The sequence below is a fragment of the Rhizobium sp. BR 314 genome (genome assembly GCF_047445805.1).
Lineage (GTDB): Bacteria > Pseudomonadota > Alphaproteobacteria > Rhizobiales > Rhizobiaceae > Rhizobium > Rhizobium lusitanum_B.
In genome coordinates this window covers 132,608-150,847 of sequence record NZ_JARWLA010000008.1, presented here as the reverse complement: position 1 = coordinate 150,847, position 18,240 = coordinate 132,608, and the positions used below count along the sequence as shown (strand labels likewise).

The following is an 18,240-nucleotide window of genomic DNA, read 5'->3' as shown; positions in this document are numbered from 1 at the left end:
TGTGGCGGGCATATAACCGGAATGAGCCGCGGCGTCAACGCGGATTCTCGCCAAACCCGCGTAATTCCGGAATCCAGGCATTAGGCCCGGATGATTTCAGGTCGAAACGACCTAAAATCTGAATCCGGCCTAACATCAAGGAAATGAGCACGATGCCGTCCGAAAACCGCTTACACTTTTCGGCATCGTGCACTACCTGTTTTTGAAGACCGGTTTGCGCTTCTCGACAAAGGCCGCCATGCCCTCCTTCTGGTCTTCCGTGGCAAACAGGCTATGGAACAGGCGGCGCTCGAAACGCAAGCCTTCCTCAAGCGTGGTTTCCTGAGCGCGATTGACCGCTTCCTTGGCCATGAGCACGGAGGTGCGGGAATAAGATGCGATCTTGGCAGCTGCCGTCAGGGCTTCGTCCAGCAGCTTGTCTGCGGGCACGACACGCGCCACCAAGCCTGCGCGCTCGGCTTCTGCCGCATCCATCATCCGCCCCGTCAATACCAGATCCATTGCCTTCGCGCCGCCGACGGCGCGCGTCAACCGCTGCGAGCCGCCCATGCCAGGAATGACGCCGAGCGTGATTTCAGGCTGGCCGAATTTCGCCGTCTCGGAAGCGATGATGAAATCGCACATCATGGCCAGCTCGCAGCCGCCGCCGAGCGCAAAACCGCTGACTGCGGCAATGACCGGCTTGCGCGCCTTGGCGATCTCGTCCCAACCGCTGAAGAAATCGTTCTTGTAGGCCTCGACGAAATCGAGCGCCTGCATTTCCTTGATATCGGCGCCGGCGGCAAAAGCCTTTTCCGAACCCGTGAGCACAATCGCGCCGATGGCATCATCGGCGTGAAAGGCCGCATAGGCCTGCGTCAACTCGGTGAGCACCGTGGAATTCAGCGCGTTCAGCGCCTGCGGCCGATTGAGCCGGATGAGGCCGACCGCCCCATGAGTTTCGACGATGAGGGTTTCGTAAGCCATTTCTCACTCCCGTTAATCGGCTTTGGCCCTTTGAACAGCTGTGGCCCTTCAATCAGCTTTGGCAGGCGGCACAATAGAAAGAAGAACGCCCCGCCTGGACGATGCGACCGACCGTACCGCCGCAACCCGGCGTGCTGCAAGGCTGCGCCTCGCGATCGTAGACGGAAAACGAATGCTGGAAGTAGCCGAGCGAGCCGTCCGTCTGAATATGGTCGCGGAGCGACGAGCCGCCTGCGGCGATCGCATCGGCAATGACCTCGCGGATGGCAACGACCAGGCTCAGCAGCTCCTCCGTAGGCCTGCCTGCCTCGGTGACCACCGTGCCGGCAGCGCGCAGGGGCGACAGATGCGAGCGCCACAACGCCTCGCAGACATATATATTGCCGAGACCCGCGATGTTTTTCTGGTCCAGCAGCGCGCTCTTCAGCGGCTGCGTCTTGCCCGCAAAGCGCCCGGCCAGGTAATCGGCGCTCAGCTCGTTTCCTGTGGGTTCCGGGCCGAGATCACGAAAGAAGGGATGGCTCGCGATCTCGGATCGCCTGATGATGTCCATGAAGCCGAAGCGGCGCGGGTCATTGTAGATCACGCGCGCATCCTTACCGACACCCGCCAGATGGAAGACGACGTGATCGTGCTTCTCGTCCTTCGAACGCGGATGGTGAAAATCCCCCGGCGTCTCCGCCAATGCATCGGCGTCTACCCGGAACGAACCGGACATGCCGAGATGCGAGACTATGGTCATGCCGTCATCAAGGTCGATTAGCAGATATTTGGCGCGGCGGGACAGCGACGTGATGCCGCGCCCTGAAACGAGCCGTGCGAAATCTGCCGGGAACGGAAAGCGCAAATCCTTGCGGCGCAGCTCCAGCTCCTTCAGAACGGCGCCTTCCATGGAAGGCGCGAGGCCCCGTCTGACGGTTTCGACCTCTGGTAATTCCGGCATGGCTATCCATCTTTATGTTTCAACCGCTTATGATCTGAGCTATAGCCCAGAAGCATTGCGGCTGGTGATCTGGCTGATGAGATAGCGTGGCAAACGCGATTTCGCTATGGTCCGCCGCTGAATACTGCGTAATTCCTTGGATCGGGTTCGATTTGGGGATGAAATTATGCAGCAAATTTAAAGTGGTACGGCGACCTCAGCGCGGAACAAATCACGCGCGGCGCCGTAGCGTAACGGAGTTGAGCCGATGGCAGACAGCCGCACTTCCGCCGATGGCGGCATGGAAACATCCTATGGCTTCCGCGAAGTGGCCGATGGCGAAAAGCAGGGCCTCGTCAACGAGGTGTTCCATAAGGTCGCCAAGCGCTACGACGTGATGAACGACGTCATGTCCATGGGCATGCACCGTGCCTGGAAAGACGCGATGATATCAGCGCTCAACCCACGCAAGGAAGCTGGCTACAAGGTGCTGGACGTTGCCGGCGGCACTGGCGATATCGCCTTCCGTATCGTCGAGGCTTCCAATCGGCTGGCACACGCCACCGTGCTCGATATCAACGGCTCGATGCTCGGCGTTGGTGCCGAGCGTGCCGAGAAGAAGAAGCTCTCGGACAATCTCACTTTCGTCGAGGCCAATGCCGAAGAGCTGCCCTTCGAGTCGAACTCCTTCGATGCCTATACGATTGCCTTCGGCATCCGCAACGTGCCGCATATCGATGTCGCGCTAAAGGAAGCCTATCGCGTGCTGAAGCGCGGCGGCCGGCTGCTTGTGCTGGAATTCTCCGAGGTCGATTTACCGCTGCTCGATCGCGTTTACGATGCCTGGTCCTTCAACGCCATTCCGAAATTCGGCAAGGCGATAACAGGCGATGCCGAGCCCTATCAGTATCTGGTGGAATCGATCCGCAAATTCCCGAACCAGCAAGATTTCGCGACGATGATCCGCGAGGCCGGCTTCTCGCGCGTGAACTTCACCAATTACACCGGCGGCATCGCCGCGCTGCACTCCGGCTGGAAGCTCTGAAGCATGATGTCCAGTCACCCGATGCGGCTTGTGGCCTCCACGTTCCGAGACCTTGAGACGCTATGAGTGCTTTCAGCGCATATTTCGGCCTCGTGCGGGTCGGCTGGGTACTCGTGCGCGAAGGCGTGGTGATTGCCCTCCCCTCTGAAGGATTGCCCCCTTCCGTCAGCTTCGCGAAGTCTTTCGTCAGCATTTTCGCCCGCAGGAAAGCCAAGAGCCAGGCGCGCAGCGACCGGCTCGCCAAGGCCGTCGAACGGCTTGGGCCCTCCTATGTGAAGATCGGCCAGTTTCTGGCAACGCGGCCTGATGTGGTCGGCGTCGACATGGCCAACGATCTGTCGCAGTTACAGGACCGGATGGCCTTCTTCCCGCATGGGACCGCTACTGCCGCCATCGAGGCTTCACTCGGCCGGCGGATCGATGATCTCTACGCCAGCTTCGGCGAGCCGATCGCCGCCGCTTCGATAGCGCAGGTCCATCCCGCGGAAGTCGAGACGGCCGAGGGCCGCAAGCGTGTCGCCGTCAAGGTAGTTCGCCCAGGCGTTCGCCAGCGTTTCGTCAACGATATTAAGGCAATGTATCTCGTTGCCGGGCTGCAGGAGCGCTTCATGCCCTCCAGCCGACGTCTTCGTCCGGTGGAAGTGACCAAGACGCTCGAGCAGACGACGAAGGTCGAGATGGATTTGCGGCTTGAAGCGGCGGCCCTCTCCGAAATTGCCGAGAATACCGAGAAGGATCCGGGCTTCCGCGTGCCAAAGGTCGACTGGGAGCGCACCGGCCGCGACGTCATCACCATGGAGTGGATCGACGGCGTGAAGATGTCGGATGTCGAGGGGCTGAAGGCTGCTGGACACGATCTCAATGTGCTTGCCGATACGTTGATCCAGTCCTTCCTTCGCCATACGCTGCGCGACGGCTTTTTCCATGCGGATATGCACCCCGGCAACCTCTTTGTCGATGCCGCGGGCATGATCGTCGCTGTCGACATGGGCATTGTCGGGCGGCTGGGAAAGAAGGAACGCCGCTTCCTCGCCGAAATCCTCTACGGCTTCATCACGCGCGATTATCTTCGCGTCGCTGAAGTGCATTTCGAAGCGGGCTACGTCCCTTCTCATCATAATATGGAGAGCTTCGCCCAGGCGATCCGCGCCATTGGCGAGCCGATCCATGGCCAGCCGGCCGAGACGATCTCGATGGGCAAGCTTCTGACGCTGCTCTTCGAAGTGACCGAACTCTTCGACATGGAGACGCGACCCGAGCTCGTCATGCTGCAGAAGACCATGGTCGTGGTCGAAGGCGTGTCGCGCATGCTCAATCCGCGCTTCAACATGTGGAAGGCTTCGGAACCGGTCGTCGGCGACTGGATTCGCACCAATCTCGGACCGAAGCGGATCATGACCGACCTCAAGGACGGTCTGAAGGCAGCGGTGAAGCTGGCCGAAGCAGCACCCGAAATCGCTGCCAAGACCGAGAAGTTCCACCACGAACTGCTGCAAATGAGCGAAAACGGCCTGCGCTTCGACCCGCAGACAGCAGAGGCGATCGGCAAGGCCGAGGCCAAGCACAGCCGTTCCGGCCGCCTTGCGCTGTGGGTGATCGCGCTGACGCTTCTCTACATCGCCTGGCACCTGAGCTGATCGATACCGCTCTTCCATCGTCAGCCGGGGTAACATCGGCTGATGATGGGGCAACGTCGACATTGCCTGATTTTCATCTCTCCGAAGCTGTATACGCGAGCAAACACAGAGTTGCGCGGCAACTCGACTGGTCTCAAACTTCGAAATCAAGCCAGTTGGAGCATGATGCCGAAAAGTGTGAGCGATTTTCGGACGACATCACGCTCTACTTGTTTGAATCCAGGTCTACCGAGGTGTTCGCCATTTGAGATATCCCACTGGCGATAAGGCTCGCATAGCCTTGCAAAAAAAGGAGAACAAAACACATGGAGCGTCAGAGAGCCGGCATCGAACTCACCGGGCAGCCCTTGGGGTTCAGCGACCTGGTTCGGATCGGCGCAGGTGTCGCCCTGCCTTCGGCATCGGAAAACGGCATGACGCGGGTGCGGCTGGCGCGCAACGTTCTCGAAAAAGCCATTCACTCGGGCATGCCGGTCTACGGCTCTACGACCGGCGTCGGCGCCATGAAGGATGTCGAATGGTCGACCGACGATCTCGACGCCTTCAATCTCGGCCTCGTGCGCGCCCATCATTTCGGCACTGGCTCACCCTTTTCCATGTCGGTCGTGCGCAACGCCATGGCGATCCGCGTCAATACCGCCCTGACGGGGCAGGTGGGTTGTTCGCAAGAGCTGATCGACGCCTATCTGCAACTGCTCAGCGCCGATGTTATCCCTGTGGTACGTCGCACCGGTTCGATCGGTTGTGCCGATATCGGCCTGATGGGCCAGATCGGCGCGGTTCTGACCGGGGTCGGTGAGGCCGTCTATCGCGGCCGCCGCATGCAGGCGGCGGATGCTTTCAGCGCCGCCGGCATCGATGCCGTGAAAATGCTACCACGCGACAGCCTGGCCTCGCTCAGCGTCAACGCCGTGAGCTTCGCCGCTGCGGCCGAAACCACCCGCAATGCCGCCGCCTCGATCCGAGTGTTGCTTGCGACCGGCATGATGGCGGCCGGCGCGCTCGGCACCTCGCGCGATCCCTGGATCTCGGTACGCCATGTCGGCACTCCTCGCGAAGCGTTGATCGGCGCGTGGCTCTGCAACGCCTCGGACGAATGGCCTTGGCCGGTCGCAACCCATGTGCAGGATCCGCTGAGCCTGCGCATGATCGCCCAGGTCTTCGGCGCCGTTATCGAAAATCTGCTGACAGCCGGTCACAAGATCCTTGCCGCCACTGGCCGCTCCGATGACAACCCGGTCATCGTCGACGGACGCGTCATGACATCGGGCGGTTCTCTTCCACTCGATGTCACCATTTTGCTTGAAGGCGCACTGATCTGCATGGCGCATGCCGCCCGCAACGCCTTCAACCGCTGCGTCCTGCTCGGCAACGGCCAGCGACGCGGCCTGCCGGTCAATCTTGTGCCGGAAGGCAGGATCGCCACCGGCTTCGGCCCGATCATCAAGCTAGCCGGCGAAATCTTCTCGCGCGTGCTCTCCATGTCCAATCCGGTTTCGGCCCAGTCGCTGGTGGTTGCGGCCGGCATGGAAGACGAGGCGGCCTTCCTGCCGCTGGTCATTGAGCGTTTCGAAAGGCAGATGCGGGCGCTCAAGCGCCTCGCGGCGCTGGAAGCCCTGCTGTCAGCCCAGGCGATGGATATCCTTGGTGACAAGCCGGAAGGCGTGGCGCGCATGCTCTATGACGTGGTGCGCAAACATGCGGATTTCTATGTCGTCGACCGCCCTCTTTCGGCCGAAGTCGAGGCAATCGAAGAGGAACTCGCGTCGGAAGCCTTCATTTCGGAAATGATCGCCCACAAGCCGATCCTTGCCTATGATGACTTCTTCGCGCTCGGCTCGCTGGAGCGGGTCGAGGAGCGGCTTTATCGCGACACCGTCACGAGCGTCGGATGATTTTAGGTCATGCAGACCTAAAATCTGAATCCGACCTCGAAACAAAAAAGTAGAGCATGATGTGAGCCGAAAACCGCCCACACTTTTCGGCATCATGCTCGATCTGAACCAACCGACTTGAACCAACCGACCGGCGGAGAGAATGCACATGGCCGATTTCGATCTTGTCCTGCAAGGCACCGTGGTTTTGCCTGAGCGCATCGTGGAAGCGGGCTATGTCGCCGTGCGCGACGGCAAGATTGCCGAAATCGGCATCGGTGTGCCGCCAGCGGCCCGCGAGCGGCATCTGCTCGGCAAGGCGCTGATCCTGCCCGGCGCGATCGATGCGCAGGTCCATTCGCTCTCGCAGAAGGATCAGGAGGATTTCATCTGGTCGACGCGTTCGGCAGCCGCCGGCGGCGTCACCACCATCGTCGACATGCCCTATGACGAAGGCAATCTCGTCTGCTCGGCTGAATCCCTCAAAAAGAAGATCGACCATGCCTCTCCACAGGCGCGCGTCGATTTCGCCCTCTACGGCACGATCGACCCGGAAGAAGGTCCGGCGCGCATCGCCGAGATGGTTGAGGCAGGCGTTTCCGCCTTCAAATTCTCGACCTTCGGCACCGATCCCAAGCGTTTCCCGCGCATCCCGCCTGCCCTGCTCGATGCCTGCTTTGCCGCTATTGCGTCGACGGGCCTAACCGCCGGCGTCCATAATGAGGATGACGAAGCGGTCCGCACCTATATGGAGCAGGTGAAGGCAAGCGGCGTTACCGACTATCGCGCTCACGGCCTGTCCCGCCCGCCGATATCAGAGCTTCTCGCCATGCACACGATCTTCGAGACGGGCGCCGACACCGGTTGCCCGGCCCATGTCGTGCATTGCTCGCTCGGCCGTGGCTACGACATCGCCCGTGCCTATCGCCGCGACGGCTTCGAGGCGACCGTGGAATGCTGCATTCACTACCTGACGCTCGACGAGGAAAACGATGTTCGGCGTCTCGGCGGCAAGGCGAAAATTAATCCGCCGATCCGCCCGCGCGCCGAAGTGGAAACCTTGTGGCGCAAGGTGGCGGAGGGCAATGTCTGGCTCGTCTCGACCGACCACGTCAGTTGGTCGGAAAATCGCAAAACCAATCCGGACATGCTGGCAAACGCTTCCGGCGTGCCGGGACTGGAGGTCATGGTGCCGCTCTTCGTCAAGGGTGCCCTGGAGCGCGGCGTGCCGCTGACCTGGGCCGCGAAGCTGATGGCGGAAAATCCGGCCAGGCATTTCCGCCTCGATCATCTCAAGGGGGCGCTGACGCCGGGCAAGGATGCCGATATCGTCGTGCTGGAACCGCGCGAAATGGTTTACGACGCAGCGGCAAGCGGCAACAACGTCGTCGGCTGGAGCCCTTACAATGGCATTCGCCTGCCCTGGACTGTGTCGGCCGCCTATCTTAGAGGCAAGCAGATCACCGAGGGACAGAAGGTGCTGGCCGAACCCGGCTCCGGCAGCTTCGTGCGTCCCTTGCCTCGCCAAATTCTTGCCGGAGATGCAGCCTGATGACACACCCCAAGCGCCACAACCTGCCCGTAAACGCCGATCGCATCGCTGAAGACATCGATGCGCTGGCCGGCATCACCGAACCAGGCCATCCCTGGACGCGCCGCGCCTTTTCGCCGCTCTTTCTTGAAGGCCGCGCCTATATCGAAGCCCGCATGAAGGCAGCTGGTCTCACGACGCGCATGGACGCCGCCGGCAATCTGATCGGCCACCGCGATGGTGCCAAGCCGGGCCTCGGCACCATCCTTGTTGGATCGCATTCCGACACCGTTCCCGATGGTGGCCGGTTTGACGGCATTGCCGGCACGATTGCCGCACTCGAAGTTGCCCGCTCCCTGAAGGATCGCGGCATCGAGCTCGACCATGATCTGGAGATCGTCGATTTTCTCGCCGAGGAAGTCAGCATCTTCGGCGTCTCCTGCATCGGCAGCCGCGGTATGACTGGGCAGTTTCCCGAGGCCTGGCTTTCCCGCATGAGCGGTGACCGCACGCTTTCGCAGGGCATTGCCGAAGTCGGTGGTGATCCCTCTGTGCTGCTTGCCCAGAAGCGTCCTGATCTCGCCGGCTTCCTGGAACTGCATATCGAGCAGGGTCCGGTGCTCGAGGCCGAGAACAAGGATATCGGCATCGTGACCGCGATCGCCGGCATCACCCGCATCGAAATCACCGTGGAAGGCCGCGCCGATCATGCCGGCACGACGCCGATGGATCGCCGCGCGGATGCACTGGTGGCAGCCTCGCAATTGGTCCTCGACATTCGCCAGCGTGCCGCCGATCAGGCAAAGACGCCGGGCCATTTCGCCGCGACCGTCGGTGAATTCCGCATCGAGCCAAATGCCGCCAATGTCGTGCCCTCGAAAGTGGTGTTGCTGATCGACGGCCGCGCCGAAATCCGCAGCGACATGGAAGATTTCCTGGCCTGGATCGACGGTGAGGTGAAGACCATTGCCGCCGATCATGGCGTGACGATCAATACGCCGGTGCGCGTCTCCGACAACATGCCGACGCCGGGCGCGCCGGTACTGCTCGAAACGCTCGAGCGCGCCTGCGAGACTGTCGGTGCCAAGCATCGCCGCATGGCCTCCGGCGCTGGCCACGACACAGCCTGGATCGCCAAGGTCGCACCTGCCGCCATGATCTTCGTGCCCTGCAAGGAAGGCCGCAGCCACTGCGCGGAGGAGTGGGCCGAGAATGACGACATCGCCATGGGCGCCGCCGTGCTCTTCGAAGCGGTGCGCGACATGGACAAGAACCTCAAACAGGATCGGGAGTAGTCAATGGGACGCGTACTCGTTGCCAAGGATGTGGAAGCGGCCGTCAAGGGCGGCTCCGTTTACGCCGCAGGCGGTGGCGGCTGGGCCGATCATGGCCGCATGCTCGGCTATGCGGCCGTCAATGTCGGTAAGCCGGAGCTGGTGTCGATCGACGAATTGAACGACGACGACTGGATCGCGACGGCAGCAGCCATCGGCGCACCGGCCTCTACGACCCCCTGGGAAATGCAGGGCATCGACTACGTGAAAGCAGCCCAGCTGCTGCAGGATGAGCTTGGCGAAAAGCTCTCCGGCCTGATCATCGGCCAGAACGGCAAGTCCTCGACGCTGAACGGCTGGCTGCCATCGGCGATCCTCGGAACGAAGGTGGTGGATGCGGTCGGCGACATCCGCGCCCATCCGACTGGTGATATGGGCTCGATCGGTATGGCCGGTTCGCCCGAGCAGATGATCCAGACCGCCGTCGGCGGCAACCGCGCCGAAAACCGCTATATCGAGCTAGTCGTGAAGGGCGCAACGGCGAAGATTTCGCCAATCCTGCGCGCTGCATCCGACCAATCCGGCGGCTTCATCGCCTCCTGCCGCAATCCGCTGCGGGCTTCCTATGTCCGCACGCATGCAGCACTCGGCGGCATCTCCATGGCGCTTTCGCTCGGCGAAGCGATCATCGAGGCGGAAAAGAAGGGCGGGAGCGCCATCATCGACGCCATCTGCAAGACGACTGGTGGTCATATCTTGGCCGAAGGCACGATCACGAAGAAGAACGTCGTCTACACGAAGGAAGCCTTCGACATCGGCACCGTCACGGTCGGCAGCGGCGACAAGGCCGTCATCATGCACGTCATGAACGAGTACATGGCTGTCGAAGATACCGGCGGCAAGCGTCTCGCGACCTTCCCCTCCGTCATCACCACGCTGTCTCCGGAAGGCGAGCCCTTGAGCGTCGGCCAGCTGCACGAGGGCATGAAGGTCTTCATCCTGCATGTGCCGATGGACATCATTCCACTGTCTGCCAGCGTGCTCGACCCCACGGTCTATCCTTCCGTCGAGAAGGCTATGGGGATCGAGATCGCCAAATACGCCCTGGCCGGCAAGAAAGGCTGAAGAGCGCGGGAGGCGCAGATGGCGCGTGACGCAGGTCTCGAAGAATTGCTGAGAGAAGAGCTCGGACCACGGCCCGGGCTTAGCGAAAAGGGAATGTTCGGCGGCTGGGCCTTTCTGCTCAACGGCCATCTGCTGTGCGGCGCGCGCGGAGACGGGATGCTGATCCGCCTCGGCAAGGGCAACGATAGCTGGGCGGTTCAGCAGCACGACGTCAACCGCATGCAGATGGGCGGCCGGACAATGCAGGGCTGGGTGCGCGCCGGGCCGGAAGCTTATGGCAACGACATGCTGCGCAAGCGGCTGCTTCTGGCCGCGCTGGACTTCGTCGAAGGCCTGCCGCCGAAGTAGCTGGCAGCCGACACAAAAGATCATATCAGGGAAGGGAATTCCATGCCGAAAGCCAATCCACGTCATCCGAAATTCCCGATTCCGGGCGGCCCGGAGCTGCGCGCCAAGGGCTGGCGGCAGGAGGCATTGCTGCGCCTGCTCGAAAATGTGCTGTCGGTCGGCGAAGATCCCGACAATCTCGTCGTCTATGCCGCTCTCGGAAAGGCTGCCCGCAACTGGGCGGCGCATAAGGGCATAGTCAAGGCGCTGACCGAAATGGATGAGAACCAGACGCTGCTCATCCAGTCCGGCAAGCCGATCGGCCTGATCCGCACGCATGACAAGGCGCCGCTCGTCATCATGGCGAACTGCAACATTGTCGGGCAGTGGGCGAAGGCAGAAGTCTTCTACGAACTGCAGCGCAAGGGCCTGATCTGCTGGGGCGGGCTTACAGCCGGCGCCTGGCAATATATCGGCAGCCAGGGAGTGATCCAGGGCACCTACGAAATCTTTATGCGTATCGCCGAACGCCGCTTCGGCGGCGATCTCTTCGGCCGTTTCGTGCTGACAGCCGGCCTTGGCGGCATGGGCGGCGCGCAGCCGCTCGCCGGCCGCATGGCGGGTGCTGCCATTCTTTGCGTCGATATTGATGCCGAGCGTGCAAGAAAGCGCCAGGAAATCGGCTATCTGCAGGAGATCGCGCCTGATCTCGATTCCGCTCTGGCGATGATCGACGCCGCCGTCAAGGAGAAGCGTGCGCTGTCGGTCGGCCTTGTCGGCAATGCGGCCGAAATCTATCCGGAGATTGCACGTCGCGGCATCGTGCCTGATATCGTCACCGACCAGACCTCGGCGCACGATCTCGTCTATGGCTACGTGCCGAAGGGCATGAGCCTCGCCCAAGTCAAAGACCTGCGCGATGACGGCCAGGGCCAGCTGATGGCGGCAAGCCGCGCATCGATCGTCGAGCATGTGAAGGCCATGCTGGACTTCCAGAAAAAGGGCTCCGAAGTCTTCGACAACGGCAATCTGATCCGCACCCAGGCGAAGGAAGGCGGCGTAGCGAACGCCTTCGATATCCCGATCTTCACCGAAGCCTATCTGCGGCCGCTCTTCTGCCGCGCCATCGGCCCGTTCCGCTGGATGGCACTGTCGGGCGAGGAAAGCGATATCGCCCGCATCGACGATCTGCTGCTGGAAATGTTTCCCGACAACAAAATCATCACCAATTGGATCAAGCTTGCCCGCGAGCATGTGCCGTTCGAAGGCCTGCCGGCACGCATTGCCTGGCTCGGCCATGGCGAGCGCACGGCCCTTGCCCGCCGCGTTAACGAGCTTGTAGCAAGCGGCGAGCTGAAGGGTCCGATCGCTTTCTCGCGCGACCATCTCGACGCCGGCGCCATGGCGCATCCGAACATCATGACCGAAGGCATGAAAGACGGCTCCGACGCCATTGCCGACTGGCCGCTGATCGACGCCATGATGCTCTGCTCGTCGATGGCCGATCTCGTCGTCATCCATTCCGGCGGCGGCGGTTATGCCGGCTACATGACGAGCTGCGGCGTTACCGTGGTTGCCGACGGCACGGCTGCAGCCGATGAACGGCTCGACCATGCGCTTACCAACGACACCGCACTCGGCGTCATGCGCTATGCCGACGCCGGCTATGAGGAGGCCCTGGACGAAGTTGCGAAAAAGGATGTGCCCTATATCCGTTTGGGATAAGCGCGTCTGTTCTTACCAGCGTCTAGAGATTATGGTCCCGGGCAGTTCGAAACGACCTGTCTACACGCAATTCCGGACGGAAAACCGCTACACACTTTTCCTGGAATTGTTTTGGAGAATTGCCCGTGATCCCCTGGACCCTGCTCGACACTGCGAAAATCCCTGGTGGCGGCGAGCTACGCCTGAAGCAGCGCGGCCAGGAATTTTCCATCATGCTCGGCACCAACGAGCTGATGAACAGTCGCCTGAGCGGCTCCGAGCGCGCGCTTGCCACGCTTTCCTGCGAAAGAATCAAGAGCCGGAAGACGCCGCATATGCTGATCGGCGGCCTGGGCATGGGCTTTACCTTGCGCGCGGCTCTCGGTGAACTCGGTGCGGACGCGAAGGTCACGGTCGCGGAGTTGGTGCCGGCTGTTGTGACCTGGGCACGTGGGCCGATGGCGGCGATCTTCGACGGCTGCCTCGACGATCCGCGCGTGGTCATTCATGAGGCTGACGTGCGTCCACTCATCCGTACCCGCAAGGCGGCCTACGATGCCATCCTGCTCGATGTCGATAATGGTCCCGATGGCATTACGTCAGAGGCCAATGACGGGCTCTACGACTATCAGGGCCTCAAGGCAGCGCGCGATGCGCTGCGCTCCGGCGGCGTGCTCGCGGTCTGGTCTTCGGGACCTGACGAGCGTTTTACAAAGCGCCTGCGTGACACCGGCTTTACCGCCGAGGTGGTCAATACGCGCGCCAATGGCAAGACGGGCGCGCGGCACGTGATCTGGCTCGCCACCAAAGGCTAAGCCTCGCGTTAAAGATAACGCGTTTCCTCCGGCGCCCGATCGAAGCGATCATCGCGACCATCGAAATATCCCACGGGAAGCGAGGCAAGTTCCTCGTCGGTGGTATCGTCCAAGCAACTGATGCTGATCGCATAGAACTTGCCGCCGAGTGCGGGATTTTCACCCTGGTTGAAAGAGCTGATGCCGCAAGTCTTGCAGAAGAGATGATGCAAGATGCGCGGCCCGAACTGATATTCTCCGATATTGCCTTCACCCGAGGTCAGACGGAAATCGGCAGGCGTGGCGACAGTCAGCCAATTGCGCTTCTTCTTGCAGATCGAACAATTGCATTTGAAGGTGCCAGCCTGCAGGTCGAGATCGGCTTCATAGCTGACGGCGCCGCAATGGCAGCTTCCATGATAGGTCTTCTTCATTACTCTCATCCTTCCCTTGAGATTGCTTCCGCATAGGCGGCATATTTATCGAGGGCTTGCACCCAACCGCCGGTCTGCAGCTTCAGTTCTGTATCGTCGGGCAGCTCGACCTTGCGGAAGACGAGGTGCGTCTTCTTCTCGCCAAGCTCGTGAAATTCCACGGTGACCTGCATCGGATGCTCGGCCCTGCCCTCCTGGTTTTCCCAGGCGAAGGAAAAGACCAGGCGCTCGGGCGGGGAGATCTCCAGATAGCGTCCATGGCTCCAATATTCCGTGCCTTCCGGTGTCAGAATGCAGTGCCGCCAGGCGCCGCCTGCCCGCAGATCGACGGAAACGGAGGGCGCCGTCATGTTCTGCGGACCCCACCAGCGCATCAGATGCTCCGGCTCCGTCCAAAGGCGAAACAGCAACGCACGTCGCGCTGCAATGTCGCGGGTCAGCACGATCTCGCGCGGCATACGCATGCTGCGATCGTTATTTGCTTGGTTCATCCACCTCTCCTTGTTGCAATAGCGTTGCATAGGCTTCCAGACGATCGAGATTGTCGTTCCAGAACTGCCGGTAACTCTCCAGCCAGTCGTCCACCTGCCGGAGCGGCTTAGGTTCCAGCCGGCAGGGACGCCACTGCGCTTCTCTGCCCTTCGAAATCAACCCAGCCTTCTCCAGCACCTTCAGATGCTTGGAAACGGCGACAAGCGACATGTCGAAAGGTTCGGCCAGTTCGGAGACGGATGCCTCGCCGCTTGCCAACCGCGCCAGGATTGCCCGGCGGGTTGGATCGGCTAGAGCCGAAAGGGTAGCGCTCAATGTGTCCATACGATTCACTAAACCATAAAGTTAATTAACTTATAGGTTTAATACAAGCTGAGTTTTCGGAAGTCAAGCGGCCACATTCGGAGACCGGTCCGCGAGGAAACGCCTGACGATGCGTTTATGTGATCTCAGGAAAGGTTGTTGGACACTTCGATCAGATTGTTGTCCGGATCGCGGAAGTAGACCGAGAGAATAGGGCCGGTGGCGCCGGTGCGACGAACGGGGCCTTCCGCGATCGCGACGCCCTCTGTCTCGAGATGAGCGACGACGTCATCCAGCGGCGTGTGGCTGATGAAGCAGAGATCGGCAGAACCCGGCGTCGGCCGATCGGCCTTGGGCTCGAACTCATGGCCGGCACGGTGCAGATTGATCTTCTGATTGCCGAAGGTGAGAGCCTTGCGGCCTTCCCCGAAGGTTTCGACACCCATGCCGAGAACGCGGGCGTAGAAATCGCAGCTCGCATCGATGCTCTCCACCGTGAGCACCAGGTGATCGAGATGGTCCATGAGGATCATAGCGGCTCCGGTTTCAACGACGCGCCAGTCTGGCGACTGCAAGGGCACTGATGAGACATAGTGCCAGCATGAAGAGGATGAAGGCAACCACGGCATTCCAGCCATCTGCAAGCCAGAAATAGCCGCCGACCGAACCGGCGATGCTGGAGCCCAGATAATAGGCGAGCAGATAGAGCGAGGAGGCATGCCCCTTGAAGCTGCGTGCCAGCCGCCCGACCAGTGCGCTGGCAACGGAATGGGTCACAAAGAAGCCGATCGTCACCAGAACAATGCCGAGAATGATCAGCGGCAGGGAGCTGGAAAGCGTCACCGCTGCACCGAGTGCCGCAATCAGCACGCCAATCGGCAGCACGACGAAATGGCCGATGCGGTCTCCGAGCAGACCCGCAGCCCAGGAGGCGACGATGCCGAAGAGATAGGCGGTGAAGATCAGGCCTAGTTCGGTCTGGCTGAGGTTATAGGGAGCGGCAACGAGGCGGAAGCCGGCATAGTTATAGACCGTGACGAAGGAGCCCATCACCAGGAAGCCGATGGCAAAGAGTAGAGGCAGAGCCGCATTGCCGAAGTGACCTCCCCAGGCCTTCACGTGGAAGGCGGCGTCGAAACCCTTGCGCGGCGTAAAGTTGCGCGACGGCGGCAGCAGATAGAGGAAGCCGACGGCAGCCGTCAGGCCGAGAATGCCGACGGTTGCCAGCGCTGGCCGCCAGCTCAGATATTCGGCGATCGTGCCCGTTACGACGCGGCCAGCCATGCCGCCGAAAGCGTTGCCGGCGATATAGAGGCCCATGGCGCCGCCAAGGCCGCGCGGCTCGATCTCTTCAGCGAGATAGGTCATGGCGACTGCCGGTACGCCGCCCAGTAGAAAGCCCTCAAGCGCGCGAACGACAAGCAGCATATGCCAGCTCGGCGACACCGCGCAGACGATCGTACAGATCGCCGCACCCAGCAGCGAGATGAACATCAGGCTGCGGCGGCCGAGGCTCTCCGAAACGGCAGCCGCACCGAAGATCGCAAAGGCCAGGAAGCCGGTCGAAAGCGACAGAGACAGGGAGCTTGCGGCCGGCGTGACGCCGAAATCCTGAGAGAAGATCGGCATCAGCGGTTGCACGCAATAAAGCAGCGAGAAGGTGGCAAAACCGGAAAGAAACAGGGCGACCGTCGCGCGGCGAAAAGCGGGCGTGCCGCGCGTGAGGAACTGACGGGGCTCGCTTGGCGGTTCGTTTTTGACGAGCGTCAATTCGGGGCGGGGCGGAACTTCGGAGGCAGTGGTTTGCTGATTGCTTGCGGCGCGGAACATGATGGGCACCTGATCTTTCTTGCCCACAAATCTAGTCAGGTCGGCTCCATTAGTCCAATATATGGAACAGGCGATCTCAATAGCTTTTGGAGATAGCATTGGAGCTGCGTCATATTCGCTATTTCCTGGCGCTTGCGGAAGCCGGGAACTTTACCCGCGCCGCCGCCACTCTCGGCATCGGGCAGCCGCCGCTCAGCCAGCAGATACGGGACTTGGAAAACGAGGTCGGAGCGCAACTGTTCCACCGCGTACCCCACGGCGCGGAGCTTACAGCGGCTGGAGAAGCTTTTCTTGCCGAGGCAAAACTGGCCGTCGATGCGGCGGAAAAGGCAAAGCTCGCCGCCCAGCGCGCCAATCGCGGTGAAATCGGCCGTCTTTCGCTGGGCTTCACCGCTTCTTCCGCCTTCAACACCATCGTAACGGCGACCATTCGCGAATTTCGAGGCCACTGGCCCGAGGTGCGGCTGTCACTGACGGAAATGAATAGCAAGGCACTGATGGAGCGGTTGATGCGCGGCGAGATCGATGCTGCCTTCATTCGTCCCGGCTTAGAAGACCCGCGTGACGTGCGGCTGAAGCGTTTTGCCGACGAGTCGATGCTGATTGCGCTTCCGGCTCATCATCCGCTGGCAAGGAAGGAGCGCGTCCCGATCAGCGCCTTGGCGGGAGAGCCCTTCATTCTCTTCCCGCGCACGGTGGGGCTCAGCCTCTACGACGATATCGTTGCAGCTTGCCGCGAAGCGGGCTTCGAGCTTGTGGTGACGCAGGAGGCGCCGCAGATCCCCTCCGTCATCAACCTCGTTGCTGCCAATCTCGGCGTTTCCATCGTCCCGGCGTCCGTCGCGCAAATCAGGCTCGACGGTGTCACCTATCGGCCGATCGATGGGCCACCGGTTGTGGCGCGCTTGGGGCTTGCCAGCCTCAAGGCGCAACGATCACCCGTCATCGCCAATCTTATGAGCCTGATTGCCTAGTCGGCAACTATTTGCTCTCCAGCAATTCCCGACGCGAAACCGCCTCATCTTTTTGCTGGGGTTGCTCCAGTTCCCAATAGGGTGGCTCGCCGAATGCCTTCTTCAGATGGTCGGCAATCGCGCGAAGCTTTGTCGAGGGATTGCGGCCTTCGGGATGAGCCATGAAGATGAATTCCGGCTCCGGCCGATAGCCGACATCGATCTCGACAAGCCGACCTTCCCTCACCGAAGGCCCTGCAATGAAGGCCGGCAGCAAGGCGATGCCGAGCCCGGCAAGGGCTGCATCGTGAAGGACATCGCCGTTGTTGACACCCAATGCGAGCTTCCCGCGGATGACGACAGCACCATCCAGCCCCTGGAAACGCCAGTCAGCCACACCACGATTGGTGTAGAAAATGCCGCGATGATCCTCGAGTTCCGATAAGGACGTGGGATTGCCGTGGCGGCCGAGATAATCCGACGAGGCCACCAGAAGGCGGCGGCTGCGGGCGAGCTTCCATGCAACGAGGCGCGAGTCGGCAATCAGGCCATGGCGTATGATCGCATCATAGCCATCCGATGCGGCATCGACCCGGCGGTCGTCGAGATCGAGCGTCAACTCAATCTCCGGATGCTCTGCCAAAAACGGATAGAGAGCCGGGCCAAGATGCATGCGGCCGAAGGTGACGGGCGCGGCGATGCGCAGCGGTCCCATCAGCGTGCCGCGCCGCTCGGCGAGATCTGCGGCCGCTTCGCGAACCTCCTGCGCGATGCGCGTCGCACGCTGCAGAAAGGCAGCGCCATCCTCTGTCAGGGTCAGCTTGCGGGTCGTGCGATGAAGGAGGGTTGCCCCCAACGCCTTCTCCATTTCCGACAGGCGCTCGCTGACCACGGATTTCGACAGGCGCAAGCGTCGCGCCGCCTCGCTGATCGAGCCAGCCTCGGCTACAGTCACGAACGTCACGATCCCGTCGATCTTCAACATCGTTCGGCAATTCCGAATTCGAATTCCATGATCTGCAGACTAAT

At 61.3% G+C, this 18,240-nt stretch carries 18 protein-coding genes; 10 read left to right on the top strand and 8 right to left on the bottom strand.

Features of this window, described 5'->3' with window-relative positions; genetic code table 11:
* Window positions 1–192 precede the first annotated feature (192 nt).
* Window positions 193–966, bottom strand: coding sequence for an enoyl-CoA hydratase (locus tag QD461_RS13750; RefSeq protein WP_414088268.1), 774 nt, complete (start codon window positions 964–966; stop codon window positions 193–195).
* Window positions 967–1,018: 52 nt separating this feature from the next.
* Window positions 1,019–1,909 (bottom strand): bifunctional DNA-formamidopyrimidine glycosylase/DNA-(apurinic or apyrimidinic site) lyase, encoded by an 891-nt coding sequence (mutM, locus tag QD461_RS13745; RefSeq protein WP_414088267.1) that lies wholly within the window; start codon window positions 1,907–1,909, stop codon window positions 1,019–1,021.
* A 247-nt stretch (window positions 1,910–2,156) separates the two neighbouring features.
* Here mutM and ubiE point away from each other — a divergent pair, with 247 nt between their 5' ends.
* From ubiE to QD461_RS13700, 9 genes are all read left to right on the top strand, one after another.
* Window positions 2,157–2,933, top strand: a complete 777-nt coding sequence (gene ubiE / locus QD461_RS13740) for a bifunctional demethylmenaquinone methyltransferase/2-methoxy-6-polyprenyl-1,4-benzoquinol methylase UbiE (protein ID WP_414088266.1) — start codon at window positions 2,157–2,159, stop codon at window positions 2,931–2,933.
* Window positions 2,934–2,995: 62 nt separating this feature from the next.
* Window positions 2,996–4,570 carry a 2-polyprenylphenol 6-hydroxylase gene (gene ubiB / locus QD461_RS13735; protein WP_414088265.1) on the top strand — a complete coding sequence of 525 codons (1,575 nt, stop codon included), beginning with the start codon at window positions 2,996–2,998 and terminating at the stop codon, window positions 4,568–4,570.
* Window positions 4,571–4,875: 305 nt separating this feature from the next.
* A complete protein-coding gene (locus tag QD461_RS13730; protein ID WP_414088264.1) occupies window positions 4,876–6,465 on the top strand; it encodes an aromatic amino acid lyase in 1,590 nt (529 codons plus the stop codon).
* A gap of 148 nt (window positions 6,466–6,613) precedes the next feature.
* On the top strand, window positions 6,614–7,996 hold the full coding sequence (locus tag QD461_RS13725) for a dihydroorotase (RefSeq protein WP_414088263.1): 1,383 nt from the start codon (window positions 6,614–6,616) through the stop codon (window positions 7,994–7,996).
* On the top strand, window positions 7,996–9,270 hold the full coding sequence (locus QD461_RS13720) for a Zn-dependent hydrolase (protein ID WP_414088261.1): 1,275 nt from the start codon (window positions 7,996–7,998) through the stop codon (window positions 9,268–9,270). The genes QD461_RS13725 and QD461_RS13720 overlap by 1 nt, the downstream gene beginning before the upstream one ends.
* A gap of 3 nt (window positions 9,271–9,273) precedes the next feature.
* Window positions 9,274–10,374: a DUF917 domain-containing protein gene (locus tag QD461_RS13715; RefSeq protein ID WP_414088260.1), complete on the top strand. Its 1,101-nt coding sequence runs from the start codon at window positions 9,274–9,276 to the stop codon at window positions 10,372–10,374.
* Window positions 10,375–10,392: 18 nt separating this feature from the next.
* A complete protein-coding gene (locus tag QD461_RS13710; protein WP_414088259.1) occupies window positions 10,393–10,722 on the top strand; it encodes a TfoX/Sxy family protein in 330 nt (109 codons plus the stop codon).
* A gap of 42 nt (window positions 10,723–10,764) precedes the next feature.
* On the top strand, window positions 10,765–12,426 hold the full coding sequence (locus QD461_RS13705) for a urocanate hydratase (protein ID WP_414088258.1): 1,662 nt from the start codon (window positions 10,765–10,767) through the stop codon (window positions 12,424–12,426).
* 125 nt (window positions 12,427–12,551) lie between these two features.
* Window positions 12,552–13,220, top strand: a complete 669-nt coding sequence (locus QD461_RS13700) for a spermidine synthase (RefSeq protein ID WP_414088257.1) — start codon at window positions 12,552–12,554, stop codon at window positions 13,218–13,220.
* An 8-nt stretch (window positions 13,221–13,228) separates the two neighbouring features.
* Here QD461_RS13700 and QD461_RS13695 read toward each other — a convergent pair whose 3' ends face one another.
* From QD461_RS13695 to QD461_RS13675, 5 genes are all read right to left on the bottom strand, one after another.
* Window positions 13,229–13,633, bottom strand: coding sequence for a GFA family protein (locus tag QD461_RS13695; RefSeq protein ID WP_414088256.1), 405 nt, complete (start codon window positions 13,631–13,633; stop codon window positions 13,229–13,231).
* Window positions 13,634–13,638: 5 nt separating this feature from the next.
* Entirely contained in the window at window positions 13,639–14,124 is a 486-nt protein-coding gene (locus tag QD461_RS13690; protein WP_414088255.1) for an SRPBCC family protein, read from the bottom strand.
* Window positions 14,108–14,449 carry an ArsR/SmtB family transcription factor gene (locus tag QD461_RS13685; protein ID WP_184706398.1) on the bottom strand — a complete coding sequence of 114 codons (342 nt, stop codon included), beginning with the start codon at window positions 14,447–14,449 and terminating at the stop codon, window positions 14,108–14,110. The genes QD461_RS13690 and QD461_RS13685 overlap by 17 nt, the downstream gene beginning before the upstream one ends.
* A gap of 125 nt (window positions 14,450–14,574) precedes the next feature.
* On the bottom strand, window positions 14,575–14,961 hold the full coding sequence (locus QD461_RS13680; RefSeq protein WP_414088254.1) for a VOC family protein: 387 nt from the start codon (window positions 14,959–14,961) through the stop codon (window positions 14,575–14,577).
* A 13-nt stretch (window positions 14,962–14,974) separates the two neighbouring features.
* Window positions 14,975–16,258: an MFS transporter gene (locus QD461_RS13675; protein WP_414088253.1), complete on the bottom strand. Its 1,284-nt coding sequence runs from the start codon at window positions 16,256–16,258 to the stop codon at window positions 14,975–14,977.
* Window positions 16,259–16,356: 98 nt separating this feature from the next.
* On the opposite strand from QD461_RS13675, the gene QD461_RS13670 reads away from it, so the two are divergent.
* Window positions 16,357–17,232 (top strand): LysR family transcriptional regulator, encoded by an 876-nt coding sequence (locus tag QD461_RS13670; RefSeq protein ID WP_414088252.1) that lies wholly within the window; start codon window positions 16,357–16,359, stop codon window positions 17,230–17,232.
* A 7-nt stretch (window positions 17,233–17,239) separates the two neighbouring features.
* Here the strand turns inward: QD461_RS13670 and QD461_RS13665 are convergent, their stop codons facing one another.
* Complete coding sequence (locus QD461_RS13665) at window positions 17,240–18,196, bottom strand: LysR family transcriptional regulator (RefSeq protein ID WP_414088251.1); 957 nt, start codon at window positions 18,194–18,196, stop codon at window positions 17,240–17,242.
* Window positions 18,197–18,240 lie beyond the last annotated feature (44 nt).

Bases quoted from the DNA above. Each gene is read 5' to 3' on its own strand.
- QD461_RS13710 (WP_414088259.1), top strand. From the start codon at position 10,393: ATGGCGCGTGACGCAGGTCTCGAAGAATTGCTGAGAGAAGAGCTCGGA.
- QD461_RS13690 (WP_414088255.1), bottom strand. From the start codon at position 14,124: ATGAACCAAGCAAATAACGATCGCAGCATGCGTATGCCGCGCGAGATC.
- QD461_RS13675 (WP_414088253.1), bottom strand. From the start codon at position 16,258: ATGTTCCGCGCCGCAAGCAATCAGCAAACCACTGCCTCCGAAGTTCCG.
- QD461_RS13715 (WP_414088260.1), top strand. From the start codon at position 9,274: ATGGGACGCGTACTCGTTGCCAAGGATGTGGAAGCGGCCGTCAAGGGC.
- QD461_RS13705 (WP_414088258.1), top strand. From the start codon at position 10,765: ATGCCGAAAGCCAATCCACGTCATCCGAAATTCCCGATTCCGGGCGGC.
- QD461_RS13730 (WP_414088264.1), top strand. From the start codon at position 4,876: ATGGAGCGTCAGAGAGCCGGCATCGAACTCACCGGGCAGCCCTTGGGG.
- QD461_RS13685 (WP_184706398.1), bottom strand. From the start codon at position 14,449: ATGGACACATTGAGCGCTACCCTTTCGGCTCTAGCCGATCCAACCCGC.
- QD461_RS13665 (WP_414088251.1), bottom strand. From the start codon at position 18,196: ATGTTGAAGATCGACGGGATCGTGACGTTCGTGACTGTAGCCGAGGCT.
- QD461_RS13695 (WP_414088256.1), bottom strand. From the start codon at position 13,633: ATGAAGAAGACCTATCATGGAAGCTGCCATTGCGGCGCCGTCAGCTAT.
- mutM (WP_414088267.1), bottom strand. From the start codon at position 1,909: ATGCCGGAATTACCAGAGGTCGAAACCGTCAGACGGGGCCTCGCGCCT.
- QD461_RS13725 (WP_414088263.1), top strand. From the start codon at position 6,614: ATGGCCGATTTCGATCTTGTCCTGCAAGGCACCGTGGTTTTGCCTGAG.
- QD461_RS13720 (WP_414088261.1), top strand. From the start codon at position 7,996: ATGACACACCCCAAGCGCCACAACCTGCCCGTAAACGCCGATCGCATC.
- ubiB (WP_414088265.1), top strand. From the start codon at position 2,996: ATGAGTGCTTTCAGCGCATATTTCGGCCTCGTGCGGGTCGGCTGGGTA.
- QD461_RS13750 (WP_414088268.1), bottom strand. From the start codon at position 966: ATGGCTTACGAAACCCTCATCGTCGAAACTCATGGGGCGGTCGGCCTC.
- ubiE (WP_414088266.1), top strand. From the start codon at position 2,157: ATGGCAGACAGCCGCACTTCCGCCGATGGCGGCATGGAAACATCCTAT.
- QD461_RS13680 (WP_414088254.1), bottom strand. From the start codon at position 14,961: ATGATCCTCATGGACCATCTCGATCACCTGGTGCTCACGGTGGAGAGC.